Origin of the sequence: Planosporangium mesophilum (genome assembly GCF_016863255.1) — a bacterium.
Lineage (GTDB): Bacteria > Actinomycetota > Actinomycetes > Mycobacteriales > Micromonosporaceae > Planosporangium > Planosporangium mesophilum.
This window is the reverse complement of the sequence record NZ_BOON01000060.1, coordinates 17,163-34,495: the sequence shown is the minus strand read 5'-3', so window position 1 is coordinate 34,495 and position 17,333 is coordinate 17,163. Positions and strand designations below refer to the sequence as shown.

Sequence of the window (17,333 nt, the reverse complement as noted above, 5' to 3'; positions counted from 1 at the left end):
GGACACGAGTGGATGCCCTGAGCGTGGGTAGCTCATCGGCTGACCGGAGGACAGCACTCAAACCCCGGAGGGCCAAATGAAGGCTGTCGTCTACGACGGGCCGCGTAACGTCAACGTCAAGGACGTGCCGGACGCCCGGATCGAACGTCCGACCGATGCTCTCGTGAAGATCACCACGACGAACATCTGCGGTTCGGACCTGCACATGTACGAGGGTCGTACCGACTTCGAACCCGGCCGGATCTTCGGCCACGAGAACCTCGGCGAGGTGGTCGCCGTCGGCGACGCCGTCGACAAGGTGCGCGTCGGCGACATGGTCGTCCTGCCGTTCAACATCTCGTGCGGGTTCTGCGAGAACTGCGAGCGAGGCCTCACCGCCTTCTGCCTCAACACCAACCCTGATCCGCGGATGGCCGGTGCGGCGTACGGGTTCGCCGACATGGGCCCGTACAACGGCGGCCAGGCCGAGCTGCTGCGGGTGCCCTACGCCGACTTCAACTGCCTCGTCCTGCCCGAGGACGCCCGGGACAAGGAGCGGCAGCGCGACTACGTCATGCTCGCGGACATCTTCCCGACCGGCTGGCACGCCACCCGGTTGGCCTGCCTGAACCCCGGTGAGACCGTCGTCATCTACGGGTCGGGACCGGTCGGGCTGATGGCCTGCCACTCGGCGATGATCCAGGGCGCCAGCAAGGTTTGGCAGGTCGACTGCCACCCCGACCGGCTCGCGCTCGCGGAGCGGGCCGGTGCGATCCCGATCAACTTCGAGCAGACCAACCCGATCGACAAGATCATGGAGGACACCGGCGGCAAGGGCGCCGACCGGGGATGCGAGTGCGTCGGGTACCAGGCGACCGACGCACAGGGCTCCGAGCACCCGAACATCACGTTGAACAACCTCGTGAACTCGGTGAAGTTCGCCGGGACCATCGGCGTCGTCGGCGTGTTCGTGAGGCAGGACCCGAAGCACCCCGACCCGCTGTACAAGCAGCATGACGGCGAGGTCGCCTTCGACTTCGGCGAGTTCTGGATCCGGGGCCAGACCATGGGGACCGGCCAGTGCAACGTCAAGAACTACAACCGGCAACTGCTCGCCCTGATCGTGGCGGGCAGGGCGCGTCCGTCGTTCGTCGTCTCGCACGAGCTTTCGCTGGAGCAGGCGCCGACCGGATACGAGCACTTCGACAAGCGCGAGCAGGGCTGGACCAAGGTCGTCATGCATCCGGACGGCGGTCGCTGACCGGTATGGACGACACGGGCCGGGGTAGCGGGCCCGTGACCCAACCTTCAACCGCAGGAGGCACGACATGGCACGGGAACTGCAGGGCCGGAAGGTCGCGATCCTGGCCGCGGACGGCGTGGAGCGGGTGGAGCTCGTGATGCCGCGCGGAGCGCTCTACGGCGCCGGCGCGCAGAGCGATGTGATCTCGCTGCACCCGGGCGAGATCCAGGCGCGCCAGTTCGACCTGATCTCCGCCGGTACCCTGGCGGTCGACCGGGTGGTCACCGACGCGAAGGTCGACGACTACGACGCGCTGTTCATCCCGGGCGGCACGGTGAACCCGGACAACATGCGCATCAACCAGGCCGCCGTCAAATTCGTCAAGGACTTCGTGGCCACCGGCAAGCCGGTCGCCGCGATCTGCCACGGTCCCTGGATGCTCGTCGAGGCGGACGTCGTACGCGGGCGACGGCTCACCTCGTGGCCGAGCGTGCGGACGGACCTGCGCAACGCCGGGGCGAAGGTCGTCGACGAGGAGGTGTGCATCGACGGCCAGTTCACCACGAGCCGGTCGCCCGCCGACCTGCCCGCCTTCTGCGCGGCGATCGTCGAGCAGTTCGCGAAGGCCCGCCAGCGGGTGCCGGGTTAGGCCCGACGAGGCGGCACCGTCGGCGACGGTCTGCTTGCCGAAGTTCTCCGGGTCGTCGGGGTCCCGGCTGACGGGCGGCCGCCTTGTCGATGTACGAGCCCGCGTCGTAGCGGCTGAACCGGAACAGGCGCCCAGGTGGGGCTCCGGAAGCAGCCCGAGCCGGCGGCAGGCCGCCGGTAGGTACCCGATGACCGACCGGCCGCGGCGGTGGTGGCCGCGCTTCTGAGCTGAGCGACAAGCAGAGCTGACGACGAAGCGCCACCCGCGCGTTCGATGCCACCTCCGCTGGGCAGTGGGTCAGGAGCACCCCCGAGGAGACATCATGACCGCCACGCCATCAGTCACGCGCACGTCGATCAAGAGCGTCAATCCGTACAACAACGAGGTACTGCGCGAGTTCCCCGCGATGACCGACGAGGAGGCCGACCGAGCGGTCGACCAGGCTCACCAGCGGTTCCAGGAGTGGCGGTGGCGGCCCGCCGGGGAGCGCGCGGAGGTCGTACGCCGGGCTGCTGACCTGATGCAGCAGCGCCGTGACGAGCTCGCCCGTACCGTGACCTTGGAGATGGGCAAGCTCATCGAGGAGAGCTACGGCGAAGTGGATCTCGTGGTCGACATCCTCCGGTACTACGGAGAGCAGGGGCCGGAACTCCTCGCCGACGAGCCGATAGCCGTGGACGAGGGCACGGCCGTCGTGGCGAACCGGCCGCTCGGCGTGCTCCTGGGCATCATGCCCTGGAACTATCCGCTCTACCAGGTGGCCCGCTTCGCCGCGCCCAACCTGGTTGCGGGGAACACGATCCTGCTCAAGCACGCGAGCAACTGCCCGCAGTCGGCACTCGCGCTCGAGCAGTTGTTCCGGGACGCCGGCGCTCCCCCCGGCGCCTACACGAACCTGTTCGTACGGGGATCCAAGGTCGGGCGGATCATCGACAATCCGCTGGTACAGGGTGTCTCGCTGACCGGCAGCGACCGGGCCGGTGCGAGCGCGGCCGAACGGGCCGGGCGCAACATCGACAAGACCGTACTGGAGCTCGGCGGCAGCGACCCGTTCATCGTGCTCGACGGCAAGGACTTCGACCGGACCATCGACGCCGCCGTCGTCGGCCGCCTGGGCAACATGGGCCAGAGCTGCGTGAGCGCCAAACGGATGATCGTGCTGTCCGACATCTACTACGAGTTCGTCGACCGGCTGCGCCAGCGGTTCGAGGCGCTCACCCCGGGTGATCCCCTGGACCCGGCGACGACCCTCGGCCCCCTGTCGTCCGAGGGGGCCGCCGAGAACCTCGTGAGTCAGATCCGCGACACCGTCGCGCAGGGCGCCACCCTGGTGACCGGCGGCAGGCGCATCGACCGGCCCGGCGCCTTCGTCGAGCCGACGATCCTCACCGACGTACGCCCCGGCATGCGCGCCTACCACGAGGAGCTGTTCGGGCCGGCGGCCGTGGTGTACCAGGTCGCCAACGACGACGAGGCCGTCAGCCTGGCCAACGACAACCCGTACGGGCTGGGAGGCGTCGTCATGTGCCGGGATCTCGACCGGGCCGGCCGGGTCGCCGAGCGGCTCGACACCGGCATGGTCTGGATCAACCACCCCACCTCGTCCCGCCCGGAACTGCCCTTCGGCGGGATCAAGTGCTCCGGGTACGGGCGGGAGCTGTCCCACCTGGGGATCAAGGAGTTCGTCAACCGGAAACTGATCCGCACCTACCCGACGACCTCGGCGATCGGCTTCGCGCAGGGCTGAGCAGCACCGATACGAATTGATGGGGCAGGCGCAGCGTCGAGCTCCTCATTCCACGGCGGCGGCGCCGTGCGTGGCCGGGTCGCGGCCGATTCCGTGAGCTGACGGCGTTGATCCGACGTGTTCCCGGCGTCGAGGCTGTCGCCGCTTCGGCTAGGCCACCTGACCAGCTCAGGCTGCCGGCTCAGTCCTCCGCACGGTGCCGTCCGATGGTGTGCGGCCCACGCGGCTCGGGCCCTCGGGCGTCGTTGTCGACGGCGGGCGACGCCTCGGCGTCGCCCGGTACTTCGGCGCCACCACCGGCACCGACGGGGGTCACCCAGTCGGGCCGGTCGTCGGTCAGGTCGGTGCGGATACCGTGCAGCCAATGCTCAAGATCGTCATGCTGCGCGGTCGGTTCACTGGCGTCGACGGGCTCAACCGATCCATGGTCAGAGGTCATGGCCGGCGGCACTCTCCGATCAAATGGCAAGCGTGCACGTCGGGTAAGACTACTCGGCCCCTTCCGCAACCGCCCGAGCTGTCACTCCGGCGAGGCCCGGTCGCACGTTCACGGCCACGCCGGCCACCCGCTCGGTGGCGACGCCGTGAACGGGGCACCGTCAGTGCACCGGCTCAGCTGTCGTATTCGCGTGGGGCCCGCTGAATCTGTGGCCTGTCCCGATGCTGGGGTTCGTGGGGTGGCTGGAGAAACCGACGGGAGGCCGTATCTGCGTCGCGGTGGTGTGCTCTACCGTGAGTCGACCTTCGAGGATGAACAGGCGGCCTGGCGATGGTGGACACGGCGGTAGTGGACAAGGCGGTCGCGGGTGACCACGCGTGCCTGACCTTCTCCGATGCTGAGGAGCGGCTGGACCTGCTCGCCGGTTTCGTACGCGACGGTCTGCGCACCGGGCAGAAGGTGGTGTGCTGGACCGACTCGGTCGACCCGCAGGCGTTGGCCGACCAGCTCGCGGCCCGTTCGGTCCGTCCCGGTGCGGCGCTGCGGCGTGGGCAACTGCGCATCGCGACGGCCGGGCAGTCCCTGCTGGCCAGCCGGGCTGGCGCGGCGGGGATGGTGGAGGTCTTAGCCGGGGAGTTGGAGCGGGCCGGCAGGGAGGGCTATCCGGGGCTTCGGGTGACCGCCGACATGTGCTGGGCCATCCGGCCCCTGGCGGCGGCCGATGACCTGCTCGGATTCGAGACGAAGGTGGCCGATCTATTCGCCGACGGGCGGCTGTGTCTGATCTGCCAGTACGACCGGGACCGCTTCGACGCGGTCACCCTCGCCTTCGCCGCCAAGACCCATCCCAAGACCATCGCCGCGCAGGTCTACCACGACCATCCGCTGCTGCGCATCTGCCGCCAGTACAGCCCGCCCGGGGTCCGCATGGCCGGGGAACTGGACTACCGCCACCGCGACATCCTCGAGCAGGCCCTCGCCGAGTCCCGGCGACTGGACCGGCACATGCACCTCAACCTGACCGGCCTGGATTTCATCGACGCCACCTGCGCCGCGGTTATCGTGTCGACCGCGTCGACACTGCCTGCGTCACGACGGATGACCGTGACGTGCCGGCGGCTGGTGGGCACGATGCTGGATCTCGTCGGCACGGTTGGCGTGCCACAGCTTCGGGTACGACGGGCGCGTGAGCATGACCAGGCCTGAGCTACCGGTCACCGGCCCTGGGCTCCGGCCGCCGGTCGAGGCGCCGGAGGTGATCACGGTCGACCAGCTATTCGACGCTGACGGGCTGTACGCGCTGCGCGCCACGCTGGTCGCGCACGCCGCCCGACTCGACCTGCCGGAGGAAAAGGTCGACCATCTGCTCATCGTGGCCAACGAACTGGCCACCAACGCGATCCGCCACGGCGGCGGCACCGGACGGCTACGACTGTGGCGCGACGCGACCACGCTGTACTGCCGGGTCAGCGACCACGGCCCGGGCATCGCCGACCCGAACGCCGGCGCCACACCGCCCGCCCAACCCGACACCGGCGGGCATGGCCTGTGGATCTGCCGGCAGCTGTGCGACGACCTCATCATCACCAACGCCGACGACGGCCATGGTCCGACCGTCACCGCCCTCATCGGCGTCGACGGCCAGTCCACGCCGCACAGCGGCGACCCGCGTTGACGCCGCTTTCCGGTCCGACCGAGGCGCATCCGCCTGTCAGGGCAGCAGCCTCCGGTCGACCGGGTTGATCTCTTCGGAAAGTCCGACGAGATCAACCCGGTCGGCTCGCGCCCTGTCCAACCCTGGGCGGCTACGGGCGCCCCGTGTCGGGTCGACGGGTCGCCAGCAACCCGAGGCCGATCATGCCGATCCCGAGGACGAAGTGCAGCCAGTCGTCGGCGTTGTTCACCGGCACGAAGTTCGCGGCGCTGGTGTCGCTGGTGACCAGGCCGTAGAGCCACAGCACCAGGTAGATGGCGCCGCCTCCGATGAGGTACAGCCGGGCCGTGCCGGCCCTGCGGGCCAGCACGATGCCGGCGATGCCGAACAGCAGGTGCACGATGTTGTGCAGGATCGAGACCTGGAAAACGCCGAGCAGCTTGGCGTCGGAGTGGTGGCCGGCGAAGCCGAGCGTGTCGTAGTTCGTCGTGATGCCGGGGATGAACCCGGCGATGCCGACCAGTAGGAACACCACACCGACGGCCAGAGCGAGCCGGTTGACCAGCGGGCGTGCGTCGGCCCTTGACTGGGGAACACTGACCACTCGCGCGGCACCTCCTTACGAATACGGACGGCGCTGCGCCGTCCAGATGTGACCGCCGGCGCCCGGCGGCCACGCACGCCAATACCCTTCATAGATATCCGTAAAGGCTTCGATATCGAACTGTCGCCGGTTCACCTACATCGTTCGCGACGGCAACGGGTGTTGGTGGTAATGATGGATCCGAATGTGGGTATGCCAGAGTCATGACGACGGTTTCTGGAACTGCCGAGTCGTACTGGATGGATTCGACGTCCCCGACGGCGTACCCGCCGGTTACGGATGACGTCGAGGTGGACGTGGCCGTGATCGGCGGCGGGATCGCGGGTATCTGCACGGCGTGGGAGCTGACCCGGGCGGGCCGGCAGGTGGCTGTCGTGGAAGCCGACCGCATCGTGGCGGGAACAACGGGATACACCACGGCGAAGCTGACCGCCCAACACGGCCTGATCTATGACCGGCTGCGGTCGACGTTCAACGCCGAAACGGCGCGGCGGTATGCGGCCTCACAGCTCGATGCGATCGACCGGGTCACCGCGGTGACGGCCGAGCTGGGCATCGACTGCGACCTGGAACGGCTGCCCGCCTACACCTACGTCACCTCCGCGGGAAAGGTCGAGCAGATCCGCGCCGAGGTCGACGCCGCAATCGCGGCGGGCCTGCCCGCGTCGCTGGTCACCGACACGGCCCTGCCCTTCGAGGTCGCCGCGGCGATCCGCGTGGATGATCAGGCCCAGTTCCATCCTCGCCGCTATCTGCTGACGCTGGCCGAAGACCTGACCCGTCGCGGCGGACGCGTCTTCGAGCGCACCCGGATCACCGGGTTCGACGAGGGTGAACCCTGCCGGCTGAGCACCGAGGCCGGTGCGACCGTCACCGCCCGCGAGGTCGTCATCGCCACCCACTACCCGATCTTCGATCGGGCCGCGCTGTTCACCCGTCTGGTACCGCGCCGCGAACTCGTGGTCGCCGCGCCCATCGCAGCCGCAGACGACCCGGGCGGCATGTACCTCACCACCGAGGACAACACACGGTCGGTTCGTACCGCCCCGTGGCGTGACGGGCAGCGGCTACTCATCATCACCGGGGAACATTTCACACCCGGTACCGACGGCGTGGACGAGCGCTGGCGGCGGCTGGCCGAATGGACCCTCGGCCACTTCAACACCGACGGCCTCGCCTATCACTGGGCGGCGCAGGACAACACCACCGCCGACAACATGCCCTACGTCGGCCGATTCCACCCCGGCGCCGACCACGTGTGGGTCGCCACCGGCTTCAACGCCTGGGGCATGAGCAGCGGGGTGATGGCCGGCCGCCTGCTCGCCGCATCGATCTGCGGTGAGACTCTGCCGTGGGCCGACATCTACGACCCGCGGCGCATCCACCCGACCGTGGAGGCCGGCACGTTCCTGAAGACCAATTTCAAAGTCGCCGGGCACTTCATCGGTGACCGGCTCCGCCCGTCCCACCTCGACTCGCCCGACGACCTGCCCGCCGGTGCCGGCGCCGTCATGCGTATCGATGGACAACGGTGCGCGGTCTACCGCGACGCCTCCGGCGACCTGCACGCCGTCTCGGCCACCTGCACCCACCTGGGCTGCACCGTGGCGTTCAACGACGCCGAACAGACCTGGGACTGCCCCTGCCACGGCTCCCGCTTCACCCCCGACGGGAGCGTCCTGCACGGCCCCGCCACCGAACCTCTGGCGCCACGCCCCCTTGAGTAATACGAGTGACCTCGCCGCCGCGTCGTCCGATCAGCGGCGCGCATGCCTGCACCAACCCACTTCCTGAGCCCCAAGTCAAGCCCTGGCCATCCCCGGCCGGGACACTTCAGCGCCTGTCATACGGCGGCTTTCCTGGAAAATCGAGGCACAAGAACGAGAAACCGCAGGAAACCGTTGCCACCCACCCGCGGCAGCGCGGCCGAACGCGCTTCCCCGCCGGACGAGGTCAACGCAGCACCGTGTCGGCCAGGGCGTTGCGCCTGTACCGCGCCACGGCGACAGGATGCTGCTGGTCGCCCACAGCCCGGCTCCCGTTCAGGGCAGGTGGCCGGCGTGCACTGTCATCGCACGTCCGGCTCGGCATGGTCCCCGGCCGAAGGCTGCGCGACCGTCCGGGTGGCGGCGGCGTCCTCGAGTTGGGTGATGCGCCTGCGGGCCGCCTCGAGCTGGTCTTCGGCGCGTACCACCCGACAGGCCGCGGCGAGGGTCATGCCCTGGTCGACCAGCTCTCGGGCCCTGCCCGCCAGCTCCAGCTGGTGACGGGAGTAGCGCCGGTGCCCGCCGTCGGAGCGGTGCGGTGTGACCAGTCCCGCCTCGCCCAGACCGCGCAGGAAGCTGGGCGTGACGCCGAGCATCTCGGCAGCGGCACCCATGCCGTAGGCAGGGTGGTGTACGTCATCGAACTTGCCGGCCAAAGCCGGGGCGATGTCAGCCAAGTACCACCTTCATCAACACGAACGGGGGCCCCGGCGCGATATGGACAGCGCCGGGGCCCAACGGAGGAAAAACACCATCTATTGACTTCACGATGCGCTCACGACACGCCTCACCACAGAAGTGACGGTGAGACGGAGCGCTTGCGGGCGCCTTCCGCGCGGTCAAAGGCGCGTCTGCCGAATGCACAGTCGCGCCGACCGAAACGGTCGAGGCCGCACCGCAGCAATATCGATGTCTGACCTCCTTCCTCAAACCCATCCGATGCTCTAACTCGGCAGTGCTCATCTCCGGCGGTCCGGCCCTGAGATCAGACCTTTCCGCCACCGGGCCAGCGACCCCGTCACATCGATGCGACAAAGCCAACGCTGCCGACCCGACGGGCCAACCGGCGCACCTCTCGCGCGACCGGCTTCCCGTTCGGCGTTCACCGTCGAACCCCTTCATCAACTTCAGATAAGTTAGCTGACCTGAGACACGATTTCTAGTCCCTCCGAGACACATTTTTTGGGACGGCAGGTGGAGACGTACCCCGCCGGCGTTCGACGACCTGGCCCTGGCGTGCGGCACATATCCACGCGGCGCTCGGCGCACGCTCGGGTGGTTCGACCGGCCGGCTGGATCGCCGGCGCGACCGCGATCCGTGGTCGTCCGGTCGCGCCCGACCGCCTTCCCAAGATCATTTTGGGTTGGCCTGTTACCCCGTCGGTGCTATACGGTCAGCCAGTGAGAATCGAGCGCCACTGGTGGAACGGGAACCGTAGTTCGCGAGGGCGTCGTGACGTCTACATCCGCACTGACGGCCAGCGGTGGGAAGTCCAGGCGCAGACCGGCGGCGACGCGGGCCGGTCGAAGGTACACCCCTGTCCGAGTCGGGCGTCGGCGGAGATCCTCGCTGAGGCATGGATGGGTGGTCGCCCGGAGTGGCGGGAACTGGCGCCCTGACGGTGAACGTCAGGAGCACTCCCCGCAGACTTCCTGACCATCGGGCTTCGCGACGAGCTGACTGCGATGGTGCACCAGGAAGCAGCGTGTGCATCGAAACTCGTCCGGCTGCATCGGCACGACCGCCACGGTCAGTTCCTCGCCGGATAGGTCGGCGCCGGGCAACTCGAAGGTCTCGGCCGTCTCGGCCTCGTCGAGGTCGACTCCCGGTGACCGCTCCGCGGTGCTACGTGCCCTGAGTTCCTCGAGTCCGTCGTCGTCAGCCTCAATCGGGGGTCGGCGCGGTGCGTCGTAGTCGATCGGCTTGCTCATTGTGGTGTCCTCTCCGCTTTGCCCCGTGGCATATCGCGACCGATCGGTCACCGCGGTGGAAGGGTAGCGCCGGCCGTCGGAGGGGACTACGCCACTCGCCCGTCCCCACCGAGAAGGCATTGACGCTCCCCCGGCCCCGGCGAGTCCCGAAAGGCACCAGGGGACGGCGACCCGGACCGGTCGTTGCCGTCCGGCGCCCTCCGGCGGTCCGGGTGCCGGCCCCCATCCTGGTCGAGCACTTCGAGCACTTCGAGCGCCGGTGGCGACGGCTGGCGAGCGGCCTGGCGGCATCGCCGACGGATGCCGACGCGGTGGTTACGCCATCCTGGCGACGTAGACGGTGTTGGCTGCCCGGCACTGCTGCAGCGGGTTGTGGAAGCTGACGACGTGGGCCTGTGTGGCGGCGAATACCTCCGCGAGCACGGCGGTGAAGTCCTCGTCGGGCGGCTCGTTCGACCAGAGAGCGAGGACTCCACCGGGATGCAGGTGGTCGGTGAGAGCACGCAGGCCCTGCGGCGTGTAGAACGCGGCGTGGCCCGAATGCAGCAGGTGACGCGGCGTATGGTCGATGTCCACCAGGATGACGTGGAATCGCCGCCCCGGCTCGTCGCGGTCGAATCCCTCAGCGCTGTCGACCATGGCGAAGAAGTCGCCCTGAATAAGGTGGGTTCGCGGATCCGATGTCAGATCGGCGGCGAACGGCAGCAGCCCCTGTCGGTGCCACTCGATCACCTCGTCGACGACTTCCACCACGGCCAGCGAGCGCACGCGCGGGTCATTCAGCACCGTCCGGGCGGTGTAGCCGAGGCCAAGGCCACCAACGACGACGTCGAGATCAGTTCCTACCGCTTCGGCCAGGCCAAGTCGGGCGAGCTCGACCTCGGCCACGGTGAACAGACTGGACATGAGGAACTCGTCGTCGAGCTTGACCTCGTACACCTCGACCTTGAGCAATGGATCGTACCTTCGCCGCAGACTGATGGCGCCCATCGGCGTCTCGTGCCAGGCAAGCTCCGCGAATCGCGAGGTCATTCGGCACATCCTTTCCATACCGCAAGGCGGCGACGCCGAGGAGTGCGCGACACCGGTTCGGTGACAGACGGACCGAGGCCCGGTCGGTCAGCGGCCCGCCTCGGCCTGGTACCGGTCGACGATCTCCTGCTTGATGCGTCCCCGGTCGGACACCACAATTCCCTTACCCTGTGCCCATTGGCGGATGGCCCGACTCTGGTCACGATCCACAATGGCCGGTCCACGTCCTCGAGGCACAGCGCGGGCCACCCCGCCACCCGCACCGCCGATCTTCGATCCGGCCTTGATGTAACGGGCCAGTACCTCCCGCATTTTCGCGGCATTCTTCTTCGACAGATCAATCTCGTACTGAACGCCGTCAACGGCAAACGTAACGGTCTCGTCCGCATCGCCGCCGTCGATGTCATCGACCAGCATATGGATCGTCCGCTTCGCCATCAGAATCGTTCCTTCCCGCAATTGCACCGACCGTCCGGCAACAATAGCCTGGCAGTCTCGAGCCACGCAAAAATATGGCGAGCCAGTCTCCGATGCAGGAAATCCGGATTGCTCTTCCCAATGGCCCATCAGTATTTTCTGGCACCCTCGAAACCAGCAAAGTCGTGCGAACCGCACTGCTGCCGAACCATCGGTAACTAAAGCAGCCCGGACAGCATCGATCCCCGCACCCAAAGAGTGCGGGGATCGAGTACCGCCCGGTACTGCTAGGTCGACCGCCCTAGCACCCGGGTCGCTCACCGGTGCCGCTTGACCATATCGACGAACACGTCGAGACCTCGCGGCGGCCAGAAGTTAAGTCAGATGACGCGGACGTTCTCCGCCTGCGGGCCCTTCTGGCCCTGGGTGACGTCGAATTCGACCCGCTGGTTCTCCTCCAGCGAACGGAAGCCGCCGGCCTGAATGGCGGAGAAGTGAACGAACACGTCGTCACCGCCCCCGTCCTGGGCGATGAAGCCGAAACCCTTGTCGCCGTTGAACCACTTCACAGTGCCCTGAGCCACTACAACTCCTTGATAAGGCGCGAAAATCTGCGAACGCAGATCCGCAGCCGTCCTGGTCACGCGAGCCCTGTCACCCAACCCCGCCGACGGCATCAATAAACCCATACGAGCCGTCGGCTGGCTCAGATACAGCAACCCACCGACCCCAAAAAAACAAACCTCATCCACGCTAGCAAAATCTCGGGGATTTTCAAGCCAAGCCCTACCCCAACCACTGACCGCCGCCACGCTCGACTCCCAGCCGGTGGCCAGATTTCCTGCGGACGCCAGAACACGACCGGCCTCAGATGTCAGATGGTGAAGCGCCCGACCACCCGGCTGGAGCTCGCCGCTCATGTGGGCCAGCTCCTCGGCCGTGGTGAGGGCGTCGGTGACGCCCGCACTGGTGGTCTGCGCCGCGTTGGCCACGCCGGTGATGTTCGAGGCGATCTCGCCGCCGGTCGCCGCTTCGACTACGTCGCGGCTCATCTCGTCGGTGGTGACGGTCTGCTCCTCGACCGCCGACGCGATCGTGGACCGGAAGCCGCTGATCTGCCCGATGACCTCGGCGATGTGGCCGATCGACTCCACCGCCGCGGTCGAGTCGGTCTGGATCGGCTGGACCCGACGCGAGATGTCCTCGGTCGCCTTCGCCGTCTCCTGGGCCAGGTCCTTGACCTCGCTGGCCACCACCGCGAACCCCTTGTCCGCCTCGGCGGCCCGGGCGGCCTCGATCGTGGCGTTGAGGGCCAGCAGGTTGGTCCGCTCGGCGATCGACGTGATCACCTTGACCACGTTGCCGATCTCCACCACGACTCACCCAGGCTGGCCACCATCGCGGTCGCGGCCACCCCGCGGCTTCGGTCGCGTTGTGGGCGATCTCACGGTGGTCTACACCGCCGGAAAGTTGGTGGGACACCTGTACGGCCAACGACACGCCGTTCGGTACCACCCACTCGACATCGCGAACCGGACCAGCACTCCCCCGCCATCCCTCATCCCGACTCGGTGCCGACGGCGTCCGCATCGGACAGGCGCGTCCGATGACCGGAGCAGCCCAACGCCGGGCGTGACGTTCTCGGAGCCGACGGAGTGAGGCGTCGGCTCCACCGATTCCGTTACGAGCACACCGCGCCGGCCCTGGCGTACCGCACGAAAAAGCGGCGCCGGCCGAGCGGAAAGCTCGACCGGCGCCGCCGGAGGTACCCATGTGTCAGGCCGCGGACTCCGTGCCGGCCACGCGGCGCCGGCGACCTAGGCGGACCAGCACCACACCTCCGGCCGTGAGGGCGACGGCGAAGAGCACGAGCGTGGTGAGCGCGACGCCGGTGACGGGGAGCGCGCTGGAAGGCGCGGCAACCGTGATGGCCAGCGCCATGGCGCGGGCCGTGCCGTCCGGGGCGACCCCCTGGGCGACCGCCGTGTGCGTACCGGTGGCCAGGTTGGTCGGGATCGTGACCGCCTTGCTGAACGCGCCGCTGGCGTCGGTGACCACGCTGCCCAGCGAGGTGGGCGTCGAGTACATCGTGATGGTGACTGTCGAGTGTGCCGCGAACCCGGTACCGATGAAGGTGATCTCCTGCCCCTGCGTGGCGGTGGTGATCTGGCCCTTGTCCGTGGTCAGCACGAGGCTGGTGGCCGGCGGCTCCGTCGGCACCGGCGGCGCGATGGGCGTGACCTCGTTGGACGGGTCGGACTCCAGGTCGCCGTCGCCGTCCGTGTGCGCGATGACCGTGACGGTGTACTTGACGCCGGCGGTGGCGCCGAGGACACAGGTCGTAGCGTCGGTGGTGGTGCAGGTGGCCGGACCGGGGTTGGCGACGGCGGTGTACCCGGTGATGGTGACGCCGTCGACGTCGGGTGCCTGCCAGCTCACGGTGATCGACGAGACGCCGGCGGTGGCGGTGATGTCACCAGGGTTCGGTACCGGCGCGGCGGGCACGGTGACGTTGAACGAGCGGCTCACCCGCGGCGCCGGCAGGTAGGTGTCGCTACCGGTCTGGTCGGCGTGGATCGTACAGACGCCCGCGCCGCGCAGGGTGACCGCCGCAACCGGAGAGGCGGCGGCGGCGTTCAGGACCGGCGCCGGAACGGTGCAGACGGCCGGCGTGGCACTGGTGTACGTCACCGGCATCCCCGACGAGGCGGTGGCGGCGACGGTCGTCGTACCGGCGGCCAGCGCCGCGTCCGGGGGCTGCGGGAAGTTGATCGTCTGCGCGACGCCGAGCACCTCGAACGACCGGACCACCCGCTCGGCGGGCAGGTACACCATGTCATCGCCGGGTTGATCGGCATTGATGGTGCAGGTACCGCGCTGGAGCAGCGTGACGTCGGCCGTGGTGTTCGCCGTCGTGACCCCCACCTTGCCGGTGACGGGTACCGCGACCTCGCACACGCCCGGCGTGGCGCTGGTGAACTCCACCGGCAACCCCGACGTCGCGCTCGCGGAGATGCTGAGCGTGCCCGCCGTGACCGGCGTGTCCGCCGGCTTCGTGAAGGTGATCGTCTGCGGAGTGTCGCCGGCGGCCAGGGCCGGCAGTGCGCCGGTCGCCGCACCTGACACCGCCGCCGCAAGCGCGACCGCCCCCACGCGGGCCCACCTACGGCTCGCCAGGAAACCCACCGACCGTGTCTTATTGATCATCAACCATGTCCCCCGTCTTGGCGCCCCCCATACCGGGGCACTACAACGGGCAAGTTACTTCAAAAAACACAAATCGGTTCCGGAACGCGGATAGTTCATCCGGAACGTGCTGCGACCACCCGCGTCAGCCCCGCTGCGGTCAACCGAACGACCGGTTCGCAACGAGGCCCGGAACCGTTCGAGGTCGGCGCCACCACGAAGGTGGTCGCCGACCTCGAAACGGTCGGTGCGGTTACGCCGTCCGACGTCACTGCGATGGAGCGGGCGGCACGGCGGCCGAGACCAGGCCCAAGGGGCCGGCAAGGCTGGTGACGTCCAGGACTCGCCGTACCGGGGGCTGGGCGTTGGTCATGGTGAAGGTGATGTCGGCGACGCCGGCCTCTCGACAGCCCGCGACGAGCGCACCCAGCCCGATCGAGTCGACGAACGGCACCGCCGCGAGGTCGACCCGAAGGCTGCGGCACCCGGCCGTACGCACCGCGTCGGTGAGGGCCACCCGGACCCGGTCCGCCGCGTTGAGGTCGAGCTCGCCGTCGAGCGAGACCACGATCTCGCCGTCGGCGGTGGGACGCCGGATCGAAATCACCAGGTCGCTGGGCTCGGCGGGCCCGGCGATGAACCGCGGATCCTCATCGGGGATCCGCACCTGTCGCGGCAGAGCGGCTTCACCGCGCTCGACGTCCACTGCAGCACCTCCAGCTGATCGGTACTGCCAAGCATCACAACATTCGACGAAAAGGAACATCACCTCGTCGGGACGACACGCCGAAGGATCGCCGGACGGTGCAACCCCCGGCGAACGGCGTGCGTGCCGTCCCGAAGATGCCGGTCGTGCCGACGATCCCGTCGCGACGCGGCTGACGACGGCGAAGGGTGCCGGCGACGATCGCCGGCACCCTTCGCCGTGTCGCGGTCGTCAGACCGGGGCGTACTCGTGGCCGTGCGCCTCGAACGGCGCCTGCTCGACACTGAACTTCTTGGCCGCGGCCTGGCGACGCGCCTGCTTGGCGGCGCCACTGCCGTTGCCGTTGACCGTGGACGTGTCCGTCGCGAAGACCCCGACGGCCCAGGCCATCGCGTCGGCGTTCTGGTCCAGCGCCGTACGGTTGATGTTGCCCAGGTTGTCGCAGGCCTGGTGGTAGCAGGCGTCGTACGCCGCGCCGGCCGTACCGCCGTAGCGGGCGGCCTGCTCGGCGGTCTTACGCCCCTCGGCGCCGGTGAACAGCCCACCGGACGGGATGGCCACCGCGATGAACGGGCCGTAGTCGGAGCGGCCGGTGAAGTCGGTGCCCTCGTGGACCAGGCCCCTGCTGTCGAAGTACGCCTCGAAGACGTCCTCGACCTGCGCCGAGCCGTACGGTCCGGGGCCGGCCCCGGTGGCGTCGGAGTCGTCGCCGTCGTAGATGAACCTGGCGAAGTTCGGCGAGGCCACCATGTCGAAGTTGAGGTACAGCGCGACGTCGAGCTGCTGCTCGAAGGTCAACTGCGACACGTAGTGCTCAGAGCCGAGCAGCCCGAACTCCTCCGCCGACCACCACGCGAAGCGGACCTTGTTGGTCACCTTCTGCTTGGCCAGCTGCAACGCCACCTCGAGCTGCGCCGCGGAGCCGGAACCGTTGTCGTTGATACCCGGTCCTTCGACCACGCTGTCGAGGTGCGCGCCGGACATCACCACATTGTCGGCGCGCCCGCCGCGCGTCTCGGCGATGACGTTGCGGGTCGTACGGGTCTCCTTGAGTACCTGCAGCTCCAGCCCGACGGTCACCGGCCCGGCGGCCACCTCGGCGGCGAGCGCCTCGCCCTCGCCGCGCGGCAGGCCGGCGGTCGGGATACGCCCGCTGGTCTCGTCGGTTAGCCGCCCGTTGACCGGCTCGGCCGGGTCCGCCGCGTTGTTGTAGACCAGGGCCGCGACCGCGCCGGCCGCCACGGCGTTGTCGTGCTTGACCTGGAAGGTGCAGCCACCCCGCTGGACGAGCACGATCGTGCCACGATGCGAGCCGGCGAAGTCGCCCGGCTCACAGCCGGGCGTGGGGTCGGCGGCCAGGCCGGGCACCGCCGACAGCGGCGCGGTGATGCCACCGACCGGTGTGTTCGGCGAGTACTGCATGACGACCGGGCTCAACGTCCGCGCCGTCGGGCTCACCTCGCGGGCGCGCTCGGCGAGCGTCTGCTCGAACGGGAACTGGAACTCCTGGATCCGCACGACGTAACCGGCGGCGGTCAGCTTGTCCGCGATGTACTGCGCCGAGGCCAGGTGCCCGGGTGTACTGGCCGCTCGCGTACCGCCGTTGTTGGTCGCGATGCGCTGCAGGGCGATGAGATGACGGTTGATGTTGTCGACCGTGACGTCCTTGGCCAGCTTGCCGGCGAGCTTGGCCGGGTCCGGACCCTTCGCGGCGGGAGCGCCGTACGCCGGCGAGACGGCGGCCACCGCCAACGCACCGCCGGCCACCAGCGCGGCTACCTGCCGGGACGTCATCTTGAATCGGAGCAACGATATCTCCTCTTCCTCTTGCGACAGTGGATGTACTGCCGCCTGTGACGCGCATGTTGCCGGCCGTCACAGCCATAGACAAGCGTCACGACGGAAATCGAGGCGATTGGATGACCATGCAAGCCCGTCCGGCCCCCTCGGCCGCGCGCCCACGCCCGCCAGGACCGATG

The 17,333-nt window shown here is 68.6% G+C and carries 15 protein-coding genes and 3 pseudogenes; 6 read left to right on the top strand and 12 right to left on the bottom strand.

All coding sequences use genetic code 11. The features are described from left to right. Positions 1-76 precede the first annotated feature (76 nt). The 3 genes from Pme01_RS27180 to Pme01_RS27170 all read left to right on the top strand — a co-directional run bounded on the left by Pme01_RS27180 (position 77) and on the right by Pme01_RS27170 (position 3,618). Positions 77-1,240 (top strand): glutathione-independent formaldehyde dehydrogenase, encoded by a 1,164-nt coding sequence (locus Pme01_RS27180; protein ID WP_168117793.1) that lies wholly within the window; start codon positions 77-79, stop codon positions 1,238-1,240. Positions 1,241-1,307: 67 nt separating this feature from the next. Then, the gene (locus Pme01_RS27175; RefSeq protein ID WP_168117794.1) at positions 1,308-1,871 is read left to right on the top strand and encodes a type 1 glutamine amidotransferase domain-containing protein; all 564 of its coding nucleotides are present in this window, start codon (positions 1,308-1,310) and stop codon (positions 1,869-1,871) included. A gap of 322 nt (positions 1,872-2,193) precedes the next feature. Continuing rightward, the gene (locus tag Pme01_RS27170) at positions 2,194-3,618 is read left to right on the top strand and encodes an NAD-dependent succinate-semialdehyde dehydrogenase (RefSeq protein ID WP_168117795.1); all 1,425 of its coding nucleotides are present in this window, start codon (positions 2,194-2,196) and stop codon (positions 3,616-3,618) included. A gap of 181 nt (positions 3,619-3,799) precedes the next feature. Here Pme01_RS27170 and Pme01_RS27165 read toward each other — a convergent pair whose 3' ends face one another. Further along, positions 3,800-4,069, bottom strand: coding sequence for a hypothetical protein (locus tag Pme01_RS27165; protein ID WP_168117796.1), 270 nt, complete (start codon positions 4,067-4,069; stop codon positions 3,800-3,802). Between the two features lie 318 nt (positions 4,070-4,387). Between Pme01_RS27165 and Pme01_RS27160 the strand changes: the two genes are divergently transcribed. Next, on the top strand, positions 4,388-5,263 hold the full coding sequence (locus Pme01_RS27160; RefSeq protein WP_168117797.1) for an MEDS and STAS domain-containing protein: 876 nt from the start codon (positions 4,388-4,390) through the stop codon (positions 5,261-5,263). Next, the gene (locus Pme01_RS27155) at positions 5,250-5,732 is read left to right on the top strand and encodes an ATP-binding protein (RefSeq protein WP_239088499.1); all 483 of its coding nucleotides are present in this window, start codon (positions 5,250-5,252) and stop codon (positions 5,730-5,732) included. The genes Pme01_RS27160 and Pme01_RS27155 overlap by 14 nt, the downstream gene beginning before the upstream one ends. A 130-nt stretch (positions 5,733-5,862) precedes the next feature. On the opposite strand, the gene Pme01_RS27150 is transcribed toward Pme01_RS27155, so the two are convergent. Continuing rightward, on the bottom strand, positions 5,863-6,315 hold the full coding sequence (locus Pme01_RS27150) for a DUF4383 domain-containing protein (RefSeq protein ID WP_168117799.1): 453 nt from the start codon (positions 6,313-6,315) through the stop codon (positions 5,863-5,865). 203 nt (positions 6,316-6,518) lie between these two features. On the opposite strand from Pme01_RS27150, the gene Pme01_RS27145 reads away from it, so the two are divergent. Next, entirely contained in the window at positions 6,519-8,042 is a 1,524-nt protein-coding gene (locus Pme01_RS27145; RefSeq protein ID WP_168117800.1) for an FAD-dependent oxidoreductase, read from the top strand. Between the two features lie 341 nt (positions 8,043-8,383). Here the strand turns inward: Pme01_RS27145 and Pme01_RS27140 are convergent, their stop codons facing one another. The 10 genes and pseudogenes from Pme01_RS27140 to Pme01_RS31265 form a co-directional block, all read right to left on the bottom strand. Beyond that, positions 8,384-8,758: a MerR family transcriptional regulator gene (locus tag Pme01_RS27140; protein WP_308441115.1), complete on the bottom strand. Its 375-nt coding sequence runs from the start codon at positions 8,756-8,758 to the stop codon at positions 8,384-8,386. Between the two features lie 952 nt (positions 8,759-9,710). Further along, on the bottom strand, positions 9,711-10,013 hold the full coding sequence (locus Pme01_RS27135) for a DUF4193 domain-containing protein (RefSeq protein ID WP_168117802.1): 303 nt from the start codon (positions 10,011-10,013) through the stop codon (positions 9,711-9,713). A 315-nt stretch (positions 10,014-10,328) separates the two neighbouring features. Then, entirely contained in the window at positions 10,329-11,045 is a 717-nt protein-coding gene (locus Pme01_RS27130; protein WP_168117803.1) for a spermine/spermidine synthase domain-containing protein, read from the bottom strand. A gap of 87 nt (positions 11,046-11,132) precedes the next feature. Continuing rightward, entirely contained in the window at positions 11,133-11,483 is a 351-nt protein-coding gene (locus tag Pme01_RS27125) for a histone-like nucleoid-structuring protein Lsr2 (protein WP_168117804.1), read from the bottom strand. Positions 11,484-11,842: 359 nt separating this feature from the next. Next, positions 11,843-12,139: a cold-shock protein gene (locus Pme01_RS31890; RefSeq protein ID WP_205864436.1), complete on the bottom strand. Its 297-nt coding sequence runs from the start codon at positions 12,137-12,139 to the stop codon at positions 11,843-11,845. A gap of 197 nt (positions 12,140-12,336) precedes the next feature. Beyond that, positions 12,337-12,814: pseudogene (locus tag Pme01_RS31885) on the bottom strand (methyl-accepting chemotaxis protein); the annotation flags it as partial. Between the two features lie 424 nt (positions 12,815-13,238). Continuing rightward, positions 13,239-14,615: a fibronectin type III domain-containing protein gene (locus tag Pme01_RS27110; protein ID WP_168117805.1), complete on the bottom strand. Its 1,377-nt coding sequence runs from the start codon at positions 14,613-14,615 to the stop codon at positions 13,239-13,241. A gap of 301 nt (positions 14,616-14,916) precedes the next feature. After that, positions 14,917-15,354, bottom strand: a complete 438-nt coding sequence (locus Pme01_RS27105) for an STAS domain-containing protein (RefSeq protein WP_168117806.1) — start codon at positions 15,352-15,354, stop codon at positions 14,917-14,919. A gap of 375 nt (positions 15,355-15,729) precedes the next feature. Beyond that, a pseudogene (locus tag Pme01_RS31270) lies at positions 15,730-16,392 on the bottom strand (M28 family metallopeptidase); the annotation flags it as partial. A gap of 78 nt (positions 16,393-16,470) precedes the next feature. Continuing rightward, positions 16,471-16,776, bottom strand: a pseudogene (locus Pme01_RS31265) (PA domain-containing protein); the annotation flags it as partial. Positions 16,777-17,333: the final 557 nt, after the last annotated feature.